Raw genomic sequence first — 14,173 nt, forward strand, 5'->3', positions numbered from 1 at the left:
TAAAAGGAGTTACACCATGACACAAAAAGCAACGCTTCCGCGTCCTGAATATCCCCGCCCTGACTTTGTTCGACCAGAGTGGATCAATCTGAACGGCCAGTGGCAATTCGAAATTGATCATGGCAAAAGTGGGAAGGAACGCGGATACCCTGTTAACGAACATAATCTCTCAGGGACAATTACTGTGCCCTTCTGTCCGGAAAGCAGGCTGTCCGGCGTAGAATACAAAGATTTTATGGCTGCTGTATGGTATAAAAGGGAGTTTACCGTGCCGGAGAACTGGACAAATGGCAGAGTTATCCTTCATTTTGGCGCCGTTGATTATATGGCGGAGGTCTGGGTGAACGGCGTATCCGTAGGTACGCATCGCGGAGGATATACTCCGTTTAGCTTTGATATTACTTCTAATCTTTTAGCGGGCGGTAATGTGATTACTGTATATGCTGAAGACGACGTTCGATCGGGGCGACAGCCGCGGGGCAAGCAGAGTGAACAGTTCCATTCGCACGGCTGCGACTATACACGCACTACAGGAATCTGGCAGACGGTATGGCTTGAGCAAGTGCCTGAGACCTATCTGTCTAATCTGAAAGTTGTCGCTGATCCCGACAATGGCTGTGTGCACCTCGAAATGAAGGTACAAGGGAACGTTGCGGGGGACACGCTTAGCGCTACTGCTCTTTATGGCGGCAAACCCGTCGGGGACAGCAGTGTGATTGTTTCCGGGCCCTCTATAAAACTTACGATTCCACTGTCAGAGATTCACTTATGGGAAGTTGGAAACGCCAGATTGTATGACCTGAAGTTATCCTTGCATTGTCAGGGACGGGAGAGTGATGTGGTCCATTCTTATTTTGGACTCCGCACGGTACGACTGGATGGGATGGCATTCCGGATCAATGGGAAATCCTTATTTCAGCGGTTAGTACTGGATCAAGGTTTTTATCCGGAGGGAATCTATACCGCTCCTACTGATGAAGATCTGCGCAGAGACATCGAAATCTCAATGGGGCTTGGCTTCAATGGCGCAAGACTTCACGAGAAGATCTTTGAGCCGCGTTATCTTTATTGGGCTGACCAATTAGGTTATCTTGTCTGGGGAGAACATGCCAATTGGGGGCTGAATATTACTGGAGCGGATAGCCTGTCTCACTTCCTGCCGGAATGGCTCGAAGGTATGCAGCGTGATTTCAATCATCCCGCGCTGATCGGCTGGTGCCCTTTTAATGAGACCTGGGATCGGGACGGTGTGAAGCAGCATAACGCCGTGCTACAGATTGTTTACGACGTAACAAAACGTATGGATCCAACACGTCCCGTAATTGATACAAGCGGTAACTTCCATGTGGCTACAGATATCTTCGATCTTCATGACTATGACCAGAATCCGCAGACGTTCCGGGACAGATATGAACCTATGAAGCATGGCGGTCAAGTATTCAATACCTTCCCGGATCGCCAAACGTATGAAGGTCAACCTTACTTCATCAGCGAGTATGGCGGAATTTGGTGGAACCCACAGCAGAAAGATGAAAAATCATGGGGGTATGGGGACAGACCGACCTCAGAGCAAATGTTTATCGAACGCTACGAGGGGTTGACGAATGTTCTATTAGATCATCCGCTGATGTTTGGATTCTGCTATACCCAGCTGTACGATGTGGAGCAGGAAGTTAATGGACTGTATACTTATGACAGACAGCCGAAGTTCGATCCTGAGCGTATCCGCCGCATCAATGCGCGTAAGGCTGCAATTGAAGATTAGAGGCGCTACGTAACTATTCATTCGAAAGGAATGTGATAGATTATGAAAGTGAATTTCCGGCAAAAATGTCTGGTAGCCTTAAGTGTTCTTCTTATTCTTCCAATGGGGAAGGTGACCTTAGCTGTCTCTGATCATAATGACTTTTACAACGTGGTTATGCAGGACGGGGCGGACCCATGGGTGTATAAACATACAGATGGCTTCTATTATTTCACCAAAACAACAGGTGGCAATGTTACTCTCTGGAAGTCAGCCCAGTTGACCACTATTGATGCAGCGCCTACTAAAGTTGTCAACACGGGCGGTAGCGGCATCTGGGCGCCTGAGCTACATTATATAAACGGAGCTTGGTATATCTACTATGCGATGGACGACGGAGATAACGTAAACCACCGCATGCATGTAATGGAGAACACAGCGGCAGACCCGATGCAGGGAACTTGGCAGTACAAAGGCCAGATCACAGATTCAAGCAATAAGTGGGCTATAGACGGTACTGTGCTGCAAGTGAACGGCGAGCTGTATTTTATCTGGTCCGGCTGGGAGGGGAATGTTAATGTGCGGCAGAATCTCTATATCGCGCATATGAGTAATCCCTGGACCATTGATTCCGAACGCGTAGAGATTTCAAGACCAACGTATAGCTGGGAAACGATTCATTCCCCAAATGTGAATGAAGGACCGCAGGTGATTATAAATGGAGAAGTCATTAGTTTGGTCTACTCGGCAAGTGGAAGCTGGACCAATGATTATTGTCTGGGACTGATCACCGCAGACATCTCCAGTGATCTGTTGAATCCGGCATCATGGAATAAACGCAATCAGCCTATCTTTTCCTCAGGCAATGGACTTTACGGACCTGGACACCATTCGTTTACTAAGTCTCCTGACGGCCAAGAGGATTGGATCATGTACCATGTCGCCAAATACAACAACGCTGGCTGGAACCGCGAGGTACGGATGCAGAAATTCAGCTGGAATGCTGATCATACACCTAATCTGGGCATTCCCGTTGACCCTAATCTTCCTATAACTTTGCCTTCAGGTGAAAACATGCATACCCGCTACGAAGCGGAAAAAGGGACATTTGGCGGCGATGCCTATGCCTCTTCGAGTCCCAAGGGCTCGGGTGGGCTTAAGGCGGGTCATATTGATACACCGGACAGTTACGTAGAATTTTCGGTTGATGCGGCAGCCGCAGGCGAGTATATTCTTTTGGCTCGAACGGCGAATGGAACGGCTGGCGGGAATTGGTCGAATTTTCAGCTTAGTGTCAATGCAGGACCTTCCGGACCATTCTATATCACCAATAAAGGGTGGGAGAATTGGGGGCTGTCCACAGCCCGGATTCAACTGAAGGCAGGCATAAACAAGCTTCGTTTTACCAAAGGCGAAGGTTACGGAGAAATTGATTTCATTGATATTAAGCCATTGTGAATCGAACAAACCTAAGAGACCTACGAGATGGCTTCCGGTTTTCCGGAGGTCATTTCTAGGTGAAAGGGCCTGTAGTTGTAATTGTTTTTCATCTCATTAAGAAGTAAGATTAGGATAATTATTAGGATACAAGGAGAGCTGATTTGTGCTGGAACTTAGCTTAAACGACCCGGAAAAATTAGTCACAGTAACGCATGCTTTATCAACCCGTTCTAGGGTTGATATACTTCGGCTCTTAAACTCCAAAAACTTAAATATTATTGAAATCGCTGAGAGGCTGAAGCTTCCAGTGTCGACGGTAGCAAGCAATATTAAAGTATTAGAAGCAGCAGAGTTAATTCATACAGAATTGCTTCCGGCTTCACGCGGGGCGATGAAAGTTTGCAGCCGGAATTATGATGATCTTCATATTGCCTTGAATTTAAAAGAGCCGATGCCAAAGGGATTAACTCATGTCTATGAAGTAGAGATGCCGATCGGTCATTATAGCGACTGTGAGGTATCTCCTACTTGCGGAATGGCTAATAGCGAGGGTCTTATTATCAAAGAAGATGAACCATCGAGCTTTTATCACCCTAAACATGTCAACGCTCAGCTGATCTGGCTCCGCAAAGGATTCCTGGAATATTTGCTGCCTATGGATATCCCCTCCGGAGCACAAATTGAATCGCTGGAATTATCCATGGAGATCTGTTCGGAAGCTCCGAATTATGACCAGAACTGGCCTTCGAACATTTCCGTGTGGGTGAATGGATCGGAGATCGGCATGTGGACCAGTCCCGGTGATTTCGGTGACCGGCGGGGCAAGCTGAATCCGAACTGGTGGTGGGATGGATCCACACAATACGGGTTTCTCAAGACCTGGCGTGTTGACCATGAAAAGACGACACTTGATATGGAGAAGGTGTCGAATGTTTCCTTAAATGATCTTCTGATTAACCGGAGCCCCAAATTGCGGCTGCGCATTGGAATCAATCCCGATGCAGTTCATCAAGGTGGACTTAACCTGTTTGGGCGCCAGTTTGGCGATTATGAACAACATATTATGATGAAGGTAAAATATACAATGGATCAGGATGAAGTAGAACTTTAGCTTAGGAGATGGATAAAGCAAGGCGGTTCCTCGGAAACGAATCTTCGTATCCAGGGAACCGCCTTGCTTTGTTTGTTCTGGATGTAAAATCAGAGTGTGCGGCGTAGGGCGGCACGCTGAAGGGTGATCATCCAGTCAACGGACGGCTCAACCAGCGGGTGAAAGAGCCGTTTAACTGACGGCTGAGCCAGCAATACGGTGAATAATACGGCGGTGAGCAGCAGGACTACTGCCCCAGCAGCATTGCCAATATAGGTGTAAATCCCAGAAACGGCAGCCAGACGAACGATAAAACCATGAAGCAGGAAGACATACAACGTGCGGCGTCCCCAGTCGGTCATGCGGCTTGCTCCGTAAGGTACAAGACCGAGGAAAGCGAGTGAAGCGACAATTTGTAGTCCGTACAGTCCCAGGCGGTATACGCCTGCATACCATACATTGGCATCAAGCTGCATATAGGTCATGTTGCCATATAACCAGCCAAAGGGAAATCCTGCTCCCCATGTAGCCATGATGGCAAGGAGTAGAACGGAGGCTGCTGCTGCAAAGATTTTGATATATTTCTGATAGAGCTTGACGAAGGTTTCGAAGGAGAAATGATAGCCGATAATGAAAAAAGGCAAATATACAAAGGTACGGCTGATGCTAAACCATACACCGTCCAGCTGGAGATATCCCACAGCCACCCCCGCTGTTACAGCGAAGAGGAGCTTAGCGGTTATTGACCATCTGCTCATTCCGAGCATCAGGAGGCGCCAGCAGGCATGACTGGCCAGAAACCATAGGAGCAGATAGGGTGCGAAAATGGAATGCTGGATGTTGCTTACATGAAAGAGGGAAACGTCGAGTGCGGAATATAAGCTTTGAAAAATGAGGTATTGCAATCCAATTTGCAGCAGCATTTTGCGGCCGGTAGTTCCGGCAAGGCTTTTTCTGGCGAAATAGCCGGTCACCAGTACGAACAGCGGCATGTGAAAGCTGAAAATCCACATATATAATCCGTGTATTCCGCTCATTTTGTTAATCAGAGGTTCAATTGCATTACCGGCAAAAACAGTGATAATAAGCATAAAACGCAGGTTGAGAAAAAAGGTTTCTCCGCGCGTTTCCAGCGAGTTTTCCCCTACCATGATTTAGCCTCCAAATTATGCTGTATGCAAATTAATTTAATTTTAAAATACTAGATTTTCTTTGATTTAATTGTGAATTAAATCACAATAGAAAGCGTTATCATGTGTGCGAAATGTGGCGATGTGTTGAAGGTTGTTAGAATAGAGGGATTCCACTATAATTTTTATATGCATTAACATCTGGGAGTGGAACATGTTGAAGAGAAGAATAACTAAGCGTCGCGTCGCTATTTTTGTATTGATTATTTTAGTTGTAGCTGGGTTGCTGATATGGAAGTATTTAACGCCATATGCACCGGCTCAAGAAGCCGAAACCGCACTGATTTCAAGTGGTGGAGTTACCGTCGAACAGAATGATAATTGGATTTCGTTCGAACCTTCCATTACTAAAGGCGCCTCGATTATATTTTATCCTGGGGCTTTGGTTAAACCGGAAGCTTACTCCCCTCTTGCGAAGAGCGTCGCTGCTGCAGGGCATCCCTTCTACATCGCCAAAATGCCGTTTAATTTAGCCGTAACGAAGGGGGATGCCGCAGAAGAGATTATTCGTGTACATCCGAAGCAATCTTTTGTGCTGGGTGGACATTCACTTGGGGGTGTCATGGCCTCACGTTACGCAATTGAGCATACGGACCAGCTGGAAGGTGTATTTTTCTTAGCCTCTTATCCAGATGAAAAGGGCAGTCTACGAGAGACTACTTTGTCAGTGTTATCAGTTGTGGGTACTGAGGATCAAGTGATTGACAGAGACAGCTACAACAAAGGGCGTTCCTATCTGCCAGATAATACAGTTTATAGTTCAATTTTAGGTGGGAATCATGCGCAATTTGGCAGCTACGGGCCTCAGAAGGGGGACGGCGAAGCCACAATATCTGAGCAAGAGCAGCAGAGTCGCACAGTAAGTGCCCTGTTGGATTGGCTGGGAAATCTGAGGTAGTTACGGGTCATTCAACAGAGGGAGGAAACAATTCATGCCAGTATTACACATTAACGATGAATGCGTTCCCTGCTCTGGAATATTGTTTGATAAAGACGGGACGTTACTCGATCTATTAGCCACCTGGGGGAATTGGGCGGAGCTTGTGCTGCGCGGACTGGAAGATCAACTAGCGATCATGGGAGCGGGATTTATTGTAGAGCGCAGCAAGGTGCTGGGTACGCAACATGATCCGCAAGGGAAGTTAATAGGGTACGACCCGGCGGGGCCGCTTACCATGGCTACAGAGGAAGAAAGTTACGGTGTACTCGCGTGGCAGCTATATGCAGCAGGAGTTCCTTGGAATGAAGCGCTGACCCGTGTGAAAAGCATAACTAAAAACGCAATGTACGAATTACGCCGACGCCGTATGGCACAGCCTTTAGCGGGACTTTATTCTTTTTTGGAGCAATGCTCTGCGGCATCCCTTAAGCTTGGCGTGGTTACCTCCGATGGGGCAAAGACCACTGGAGAGCATTTGGAATGGCTTAATGTGGCAGGCTATTTTGATTCGGTAGTTACTAGGGACAGGGTGAAAAACGGAAAACCCGCTCCTGAAATGGCTGAATTGGCCTGCCGGGAGCTAGGGCTTTCGCCTGAAGAGACGATTATTATTGGGGACAGTAATGCCGATATGCAATTAGGTAAAGGTGCAGGGCTTCGCCTCGCAATTGGGATTTCCGCCAGTGGTGATGGGGAGCACCTTATAGACGCAGATGTAATCATTTCCGGTTTTAATGAGCTTCGGATCACTTACTGATCAGCTAATAAAAGGAAAGGATGTGCTACTTAGCATGGATCAATTGCAGACACTTGCTTCTTGGATCAAAGAAAGTGACAACATCGTTTTTTTCGGAGGGGCGGGTACGTCGACAGAGAGTGGAATTCCCGATTTCCGCTCCGCAGCTGGATTATATCAAACTCAGCACAATTCACCTTATCCACCTGAAGTGATGCTGAGCCGCACTTTTTTCATGTCCTCACCGGACATTTTTTTTGATTTTTACCGCAGTAAAATGATTCATCCAGAGGCCCGTCCGAATGGTGCGCACCAGCTACTAGCGGAATTGGAACAGCAGGGGAAGCTGAAGGCGGTGATTACGCAAAATATTGACGGCCTGCACCAGCAGGCGGGTAGCCGTAGTGTACTTGAGCTGCATGGTTCGATCCATCGCAACTATTGTATGGACTGCTCACGGTATTACGGGCTGGATCAACTGCTGGAAATGACTGAGATCGTTCCTCGCTGCCCGGAATGTGGCGGAATTATCAAGCCGGATGTGGTTTTATATGAAGAAGAATTGGATCATTCCGTGCTTATGGGCTCTGTCGCAGCGATTGCCTCTGCAGATATGCTTATTATTGGTGGAACCTCGCTAACGGTTCAGCCTGCGGCCAGTTTGGTGACTTATTTCCGTGGCAAACGTACGGTGCTGCTGAACGGAGATCCCACACCTTATGATGACCGGGCGGATCTGCTGATTACAGATCGAATTGGAAAAGTAATGGGCAGTGTCAAGGATCTATTAAGCTAGATGGAAAAAGCTGTCCTTTGGTTTCTCTTGCCAGATTATTATTACGCTCAGAAGTTTAAAGATAAGGTAGGCTCACAACAGCGTGTAATGAGAGGCAGGGATAAGCAATGGTATATGTAGCAGACGATAAACGGTATGACAACATGCGTTATAATCGTTGCGGGAACTCAGGTCTCAAGCTCCCAGCAATCTCATTAGGATTATGGCAGAATTTTGGTGGGATCGATAATTACGAGAACGGCAGAGAAATGATCACTCGTGCTTTTGATCTTGGAATTACCCATTTTGATCTGGCCAATAACTATGGTCCACCAGCTGGTTCAGCAGAAGAGCTGTTCGGTAAAGTTCTTGCCAATGATATGTTTCCTTATCGTGATGAAATAGTGATCTCTACAAAAGCAGGGTATAACATGTGGCCCGGCCCTTATGGCGAATGGGGTTCGCGTAAATATATGCTGGCTAGTCTGGATCAGAGCCTGAAACGGCTAGGCCTAGATTATGTTGATATTTATTACTCTCATCGTCCAGACCCGGAAACACCGCTTGAAGAAACCATGCAGGCACTGGATTATGCGGTACGTTCTGGCAAAGCTTTATATATAGGACTATCCAACTATAATGCGGAGCAGACGGCTGAAGCCCTCAGCATTCTAAAAAGCCTGGGCACACCGCTCTTAATCCATCAGCCTAGTTATTCTATGCTCGATCGTTGGATTGAGGGCGGCTTACAGGATGTACTGGAACAAAGTGGTGTAGGAAGCATCGCTTTTACACCTCTGGCTGAAGGTTTGTTAACCAACAAATACTTGAATGGTATTCCAGAGGGATCAAGGGCTGCCAAGCCGTCTGCCGCCTTGAATGAGAGCCGGATTACACCGGAGGTGCAGCGGAGGATTCGCGCACTTAATCAGCTTGCGGTTTCGCGAGGACAGAGTCTGGCTCAGTTTGCACTGGCTTGGACACTCCGGGGGGGCAAGGTTACTTCTGCCCTAATTGGAGCAAGCAGAGTGGATCAGATTGAAGAGAATATAGCTGCTTTAGCTAAGCCTGATTTCAGTCCAGAGGAGTTAGAGCGGATTGAAACGATTCTAAAGACAGAACTATAGCGTATTGAACACAGTAACAGCCCGGTTCCTTAAGTTAAGGAAGACGGGCTGTTGTTGTAAGGTGGATTTATGAATTAAAGGTCAAACTAACGTTCAGGTTTCTCTGCTTGTCTCGTTGTAGTCATCCGGTAAGCCGTCGGTGACTGGGCACAAAACCGTTTGAATTGGCGAGAGAAGTATAAAGCATCGGTGAGCCCCACGGATGCTGCTACCTGTTCCACGGACAGCTCCGGTCGTTCACGCAGCAGCTGTCTGGACTTTTCAATACGCAGCTTTAGCAAGTAGGTCACCGGAGATAATCCGGTCTCTTGCTTAAATACACGGGACAGGTAGGCTCGATTATAACCCAGCGTATCACACATTTGTTCAATAGAGACCGGGTGCGCATATTGAGAAGCCATATAGTGGATCATTTGCTTCACAGTACGCTTAACCTGTGATTCTGTTCCGGGAAGACGGGAGAAGGAAGAGAGCAAATCAGCTGCCTCGCCGACAATGAGATAGAGATACCCAAGCGAAGTCAGATGGGCACTTTCTTTGTTGGCGTTGAAGGCTTGCATGATGCTGGACAGGGCACCTGGAATGAGGCTTTCACCTGTTGTGGTCACCACGGGTTGTTGTGGTGTGAACCCCGTCTGCAGCACCAGATCGTCAGCTTCGCTGCCAGTAAATGCTGCCCAGCGATAGCACCAGGGCTGATCTTTATCAGAGACGTAACTGACTAATTGTCCCGGATGGATCAAGAAGCAGTCTCCTTTACCCAACTCATATTTATGATGTTCTGTACGGAAAACACCCGAGCCAGATTCTATGAAATGCAGCAAATAATAATCATAGATCTTGGGTCCAGCTTGATGCATGGGCAGTGTCTGACTCTGGCCGGCAAATAGTACATGAAGGTTCTGTTTATCGTAATACACGGGATTGGATCCTACGGAATAAGTATGCTCCATTTGGGACAGCCTTTCTTGTGTTAATGTCATTTAATGGCTTATAGTTTAGAGAGTAACAGTAATATATGTAATTATTATATTATGGGAAGTCACATTTATCCATACATTACACACATGATTGCATTATCAGAGGATGAGTGAATCTATTATAATGAGTACATAAAGAACGCTTTACTAATTCCCACTGGCTGAAGCAGCGAAAGGATGGAGTGGTATTAATGAGCATGCAGGAACTTAACAACAAATTTATTGAAAAATATGGGGTGAGCGAGGAAGAGGCTAAGGTGTTTTATGCACCAGGTCGTGTCAATCTCATCGGAGAGCACTTGGATTATAACGGCGGATATGTACTTCCCGCAGCTTTGGAATTCGGTACAACGCTGATTGTGCGTCCACGTAGTGACAGCAAAGTGAATTTTGCATCGACTAATTTTCCTTACGAAGCTTCTATTGATTATAGCGAAATTGGCAAGTCCAAAACTGGTGAATGGATTGACTATCCGATTGGGGTAATGGTTGAGCTGGATAAGAAAAGCACCCCGGTATCCAAAGGGTACGATCTGCTGTTCCATGGCGATATTCCGAATGGAGCAGGCTTGTCCTCCTCGGCATCTCTTGAAGTCGTTACTGCTTATGCGTTCCTGACTCTCGAAGGCGGCGATACAGACACTGTTGAGATTGCACTTTTGTCCCAGCGTGCGGAGAATCAGTACGTAGGTGTAAACTCCGGAATTATGGATCAGTTCGCAGTTGCTAACGGCAAACGCGATCATGCAATCCTGCTGATGTGCGACACACTTGAGTACAATTTGGTACCATTCATCACAGGTTCATACAAATTGGTTATCGGCAACACGAACAAACGCAGAGGGCTTGTAGATTCCAAGTACAATGAACGTCGTCAGCAGTGTGATGAGGCATTGGCTATTTTGCAAAAAGAAGTGCCTTCGCTAGCTTATCTGGCACAGCTCAATCGTGAACAGTTCGAAGCACATCAAGATAAAATCACAGACGAAATTGTAAGACGCCGCGCTCGCCATGTCGTGGAAGAGAATCAACGCGTGCTGGATTCCGTTGAGGTATTAAAAAACAATGATCTGAAGCAGTTTGGACAGTTCATGAATGATTCGCATGCGTCCTTGCGCGATTTGTATGAAGTTAGCTGTGCAGAGCTTGATATTATGGTTGAAGAAGCTGGACGTATCCCAGGTACACTCGGTTCCCGTATGACTGGCGCGGGTTTCGGAGGTTGTACAGTATCTTTGGTACATGAAGATGATATAGAACGTTTCATTCGTGAAGTTGGTGAAGCCTATACCACAAGATCTGGTTTGGTTGGCGAGTTCTACGTTTGCGGCATCGGTAATGGTGTCCAAGAATTGAAGGGAGTGTAATCAGATGGCGATTTTAGTAACAGGTGGAGCAGGGTATATTGGGTCTCATACTGTAGCGGAGCTGCTGGATCGTGGCGAAGAAGTGGTGGTCATCGACAATCTGCTAACAGGGCATCGTGAGGCGTTGCTGGGTGGCAAGCTGTACGAAGGTGATCTGCGTGATAAAGAACTGCTGGGTAAGCTGTTCGCTGAAAATGAGATTGAAGCGGTTATCCATTTTGCCGCAAGCTCGCTGGTCGGAGAAAGCATGAAGGACCCTGTAAAATATTACGACAACAATGTATATGGTACACAGTGTCTTTTGGAAGCTATGCAAAAAGCTGGCGTAAACAAGATCGTATTCTCGTCCACAGCTGCAACCTACGGCGAACCGGAAAAGGTGCCGATTGAAGAAACAGATCGCACTGAACCGGCCAATGTGTATGGAGAAACTAAGCTGACCATGGAACGGATGATGGCTTGGTTTGATAAAGTACTGGGCATCAAATATGTAGCATTGCGTTACTTCAATGCAGCTGGCGCACATGCCAGTGGCAAAATCGGTGAAGACCATCGTCCAGAAAGTCATTTGGTGCCGCTGGTATTGCAAACGGCTTTGAAGCAACGTGACAGTATCGCTGTTTTCGGAGATGACTATCCTACAGAAGACGGTACTTGTGTGCGCGACTACATCCATGTCAGCGATCTGGCTGACGCCCATGTCCGTGCGGTAACTTACCTGCGCAGCGGAAGCAGCAGCAATATTTTCAACCTGGGCAATGGACTTGGATTCTCGGTAAAACAGGTGATTGAAACGGCGAAGAAGGTTACTGGACTTGAAATTCCTGTAGTCATTCAAGAACGCCGTGCCGGCGATCCTGCTGTGCTGGTAGCTTCCTCCGACAAAGCGCGTAGCGTCCTTGGATGGAACCCGCAGCATGCAGATTTGGAAGATATTATTCAAAGTGCATGGAACTGGCACTCTGCCAATCCGCAAGGATACGGAGAATAAGGGACTTTAGGTTAGCTTATCTTGAACTTGAGACCCTACTTAAGGAGAATTAAAATGCACAACGAGAATAAGATTACGCCTGCTGGCCAGAAAGCATTACATGCGATTGAGCAGCTTGTTCTGTTCGCACTGCGCCAGCAGCTTATAGCTCCATCCGATGAAGATTATAGCCGTAATGTGCTGCTCGAACAGTTTGGTTTCAGTGAGCCGCTTGTAGGTGACATCGATCAAAGTGCATTGGAAGGGCCGCAGGCTCCACTCGATGCACTGATTGATTATGGTTTTGAAATCGGATTGATCCCAGAGAATAGTGACACTTACCGTGACTTGCTGGACGCCAAGATTATGGGACTTCTCATGGCCCGTCCTTCGGATGTAAATGCTGAATTCTATAGTCTGACTGCTGAAAAAGGCATCTCCGCGGCTACAGACCGTTTTTATAAATTGAGCATTGATTCGAACTATATTCGGATGGATCGGATCTCCAAGAATGTCTACTGGCTGCAGGATTCGCCGTACGGAGACATTGAAATGACGATCAATTTGTCCAAGCCTGAGAAAAATCCGAAGGAAATTGCGATGGCTCGGCTGCTCCCGCCGCCAGTCTATCCGAAATGTCTGCTGTGCCGTGAGAATGTAGGTTATGCCGGACGGATCAATCATCCGCCGCGCCAGAACCTGCGTATCATTCCGCTTAACCTGAATAATGAAAAATGGTTCTTCCAATACTCGCCATATGTTTATTACAATGAGCACTGCATTGTATTCCATCATGATCATGTGCCAATGAAGCTTACCAAGGATACCTTGAAGCGGCTGCTTAGCTTCGTGGAATCATTTCCGCATTATTTTATTGGCTCAAATGCAGACTTGCCGATTGTTGGCGGCTCTATTCTGACGCATGACCATTTTCAGGGCGGACGCCACACGTTCCCGATTCAAAAAGCGCCTAAGGAAGATACATTTACACATGCTTCTTATCCGGGTGTCAGCATTAATATCGTAAAATGGCCGATGTCCGTATTGCGCTTAAATGGTGAAGATCCTGCGGTTCTACTGGAATGCGGAAATGCGCTTTATGAAGCTTGGAAAGCCTACAGCGATCCAGAGGCGGAAGTGCTAGCCTTTAGTGAGGTTGACGGTGAAGTACAACCTCATAATACCGTTACTCCTATCGTCCGCCGGGCCGAGGACGGCAGCTTCGAGATGGATCTTGTGCTGCGGAATAACCGGACTAATGAGCAATATCCTGAAGGGATTTTTCATCCACACCGGGAAATGCATCATATCAAGAAAGAAAACATCGGCTTGATTGAAGTTATGGGACTGGCGATTCTGCCAGGCCGTTTGAAGGAAGAACTCGATTCCATCGCAGGTATTCTTGCAGGAGATCAAGCGCTGTTAGAGGCGGTGAAGAATGACCCTAGTCATTCTCTTGCGCAGCATGCGGCTTGGATTCAGGAGCTGGTGGAGCGATTCGGAACTGCACTGCAACACGAGGAAGCGCTCAAGATTGTGCAGAACGAAGTTGGCATCAAGTTTACGCATATTCTTGAACACGCTGGCGTTTACAAACGGACTCCAGAAGGTCAAGCGGCTTTCCGCCGTTTTGTAACTAGCTTCGGTGCTTTGTAGTAAGTGAATTTAGATTTAAGGATGTCCTCAAGCCTATGGGCTTGGGGCATCTTTTTTTATTCGGAATGACGAAATCCAGCCACCTAATTTGAATGCGGGTAACCAGAGGTTTATAATACGAAGGAGTAAGACATTATGAATTAACTACTGGAGGTTTA

12 protein-coding genes are annotated in these 14,173 nt (G+C 47.1%); 10 read left to right on the top strand and 2 right to left on the bottom strand.

Annotated features, from left to right (window positions below; genetic code table 11):
* Positions 1–16 precede the first annotated feature (16 nt).
* From NSQ50_RS07815 to NSQ50_RS07825, 3 genes are all read left to right on the top strand, one after another.
* Positions 17–1,765: a glycoside hydrolase family 2 protein gene (locus NSQ50_RS07815; RefSeq protein WP_076224434.1), complete on the top strand. Its 1,749-nt coding sequence runs from the start codon at positions 17–19 to the stop codon at positions 1,763–1,765.
* Between the two features lie 42 nt (positions 1,766–1,807).
* Positions 1,808–3,202, top strand: coding sequence for a family 43 glycosylhydrolase (locus NSQ50_RS07820; protein ID WP_076224431.1), 1,395 nt, complete (start codon positions 1,808–1,810; stop codon positions 3,200–3,202).
* Between the two features lie 145 nt (positions 3,203–3,347).
* Complete coding sequence (locus NSQ50_RS07825) at positions 3,348–4,295, top strand: ArsR/SmtB family transcription factor (RefSeq protein WP_036680981.1); 948 nt, start codon at positions 3,348–3,350, stop codon at positions 4,293–4,295.
* A gap of 89 nt (positions 4,296–4,384) precedes the next feature.
* Here NSQ50_RS07825 and NSQ50_RS07830 read toward each other — a convergent pair whose 3' ends face one another.
* Entirely contained in the window at positions 4,385–5,425 is a 1,041-nt protein-coding gene (locus tag NSQ50_RS07830) for an acyltransferase family protein (protein ID WP_036680982.1), read from the bottom strand.
* Positions 5,426–5,618: 193 nt separating this feature from the next.
* Here NSQ50_RS07830 and NSQ50_RS07835 point away from each other — a divergent pair, with 193 nt between their 5' ends.
* The 4 genes from NSQ50_RS07835 (at position 5,619) to mgrA (ending at position 9,042) form a co-directional block, all read left to right on the top strand.
* Positions 5,619–6,362 (top strand): alpha/beta hydrolase, encoded by a 744-nt coding sequence (locus NSQ50_RS07835; protein WP_076141374.1) that lies wholly within the window; start codon positions 5,619–5,621, stop codon positions 6,360–6,362.
* A 34-nt stretch (positions 6,363–6,396) separates the two neighbouring features.
* Positions 6,397–7,161: an HAD family hydrolase gene (locus tag NSQ50_RS07840; RefSeq protein ID WP_076104931.1), complete on the top strand. Its 765-nt coding sequence runs from the start codon at positions 6,397–6,399 to the stop codon at positions 7,159–7,161.
* A gap of 34 nt (positions 7,162–7,195) precedes the next feature.
* Entirely contained in the window at positions 7,196–7,936 is a 741-nt protein-coding gene (locus tag NSQ50_RS07845; protein ID WP_076104932.1) for an NAD-dependent protein deacylase, read from the top strand.
* Between the two features lie 107 nt (positions 7,937–8,043).
* Positions 8,044–9,042 (top strand): L-glyceraldehyde 3-phosphate reductase, encoded by a 999-nt coding sequence (mgrA, locus tag NSQ50_RS07850; protein ID WP_036680989.1) that lies wholly within the window; start codon positions 8,044–8,046, stop codon positions 9,040–9,042.
* A gap of 86 nt (positions 9,043–9,128) precedes the next feature.
* Here the strand turns inward: mgrA and NSQ50_RS07855 are convergent, their stop codons facing one another.
* Positions 9,129–10,025, bottom strand: a complete 897-nt coding sequence (locus NSQ50_RS07855) for an AraC family transcriptional regulator (RefSeq protein ID WP_249267705.1) — start codon at positions 10,023–10,025, stop codon at positions 9,129–9,131.
* A 188-nt stretch (positions 10,026–10,213) separates the two neighbouring features.
* Here NSQ50_RS07855 and NSQ50_RS07860 point away from each other — a divergent pair, with 188 nt between their 5' ends.
* From NSQ50_RS07860 to NSQ50_RS07870, 3 genes are read left to right on the top strand one after another with little or no spacing between them, the layout of a single operon-like run.
* Positions 10,214–11,389 carry a galactokinase gene (locus NSQ50_RS07860; RefSeq protein WP_036680992.1) on the top strand — a complete coding sequence of 392 codons (1,176 nt, stop codon included), beginning with the start codon at positions 10,214–10,216 and terminating at the stop codon, positions 11,387–11,389.
* 4 nt (positions 11,390–11,393) lie between these two features.
* Entirely contained in the window at positions 11,394–12,380 is a 987-nt protein-coding gene (galE, locus tag NSQ50_RS07865; RefSeq protein WP_036680993.1) for a UDP-glucose 4-epimerase GalE, read from the top strand.
* A gap of 54 nt (positions 12,381–12,434) precedes the next feature.
* Positions 12,435–14,015: a UDP-glucose--hexose-1-phosphate uridylyltransferase gene (locus tag NSQ50_RS07870; RefSeq protein ID WP_036680995.1), complete on the top strand. Its 1,581-nt coding sequence runs from the start codon at positions 12,435–12,437 to the stop codon at positions 14,013–14,015.
* The last annotated feature ends 158 nt before the right edge of the window (positions 14,016–14,173 follow it).

Source organism: Paenibacillus sp. FSL R10-2788 (assembly GCF_038003885.1).
GTDB classification, from domain to species: Bacteria; Bacillota; Bacilli; order Paenibacillales; family Paenibacillaceae; genus Paenibacillus_AQ; species Paenibacillus_AQ odorifer.

What these genes read in the sequence shown, in the direction of transcription:
- NSQ50_RS07815 (WP_076224434.1), top strand. Translation starts at nt 17, where the DNA reads ATGACACAAAAAGCAACGCTTCCGCGTCCTGAATATCCCCGCCCTGAC.
- NSQ50_RS07845 (WP_076104932.1), top strand. Translation starts at nt 7,196, where the DNA reads ATGGATCAATTGCAGACACTTGCTTCTTGGATCAAAGAAAGTGACAAC.
- mgrA (WP_036680989.1), top strand. Translation starts at nt 8,044, where the DNA reads ATGGTATATGTAGCAGACGATAAACGGTATGACAACATGCGTTATAAT.
- NSQ50_RS07840 (WP_076104931.1), top strand. Translation starts at nt 6,397, where the DNA reads ATGCCAGTATTACACATTAACGATGAATGCGTTCCCTGCTCTGGAATA.
- NSQ50_RS07830 (WP_036680982.1), bottom strand. Translation starts at nt 5,425, where the DNA reads ATGGTAGGGGAAAACTCGCTGGAAACGCGCGGAGAAACCTTTTTTCTC.
- NSQ50_RS07870 (WP_036680995.1), top strand. Translation starts at nt 12,435, where the DNA reads ATGCACAACGAGAATAAGATTACGCCTGCTGGCCAGAAAGCATTACAT.
- NSQ50_RS07820 (WP_076224431.1), top strand. Translation starts at nt 1,808, where the DNA reads ATGAAAGTGAATTTCCGGCAAAAATGTCTGGTAGCCTTAAGTGTTCTT.
- NSQ50_RS07855 (WP_249267705.1), bottom strand. Translation starts at nt 10,025, where the DNA reads ATGACATTAACACAAGAAAGGCTGTCCCAAATGGAGCATACTTATTCC.
- NSQ50_RS07835 (WP_076141374.1), top strand. Translation starts at nt 5,619, where the DNA reads ATGTTGAAGAGAAGAATAACTAAGCGTCGCGTCGCTATTTTTGTATTG.
- galE (WP_036680993.1), top strand. Translation starts at nt 11,394, where the DNA reads ATGGCGATTTTAGTAACAGGTGGAGCAGGGTATATTGGGTCTCATACT.
- NSQ50_RS07860 (WP_036680992.1), top strand. Translation starts at nt 10,214, where the DNA reads ATGAGCATGCAGGAACTTAACAACAAATTTATTGAAAAATATGGGGTG.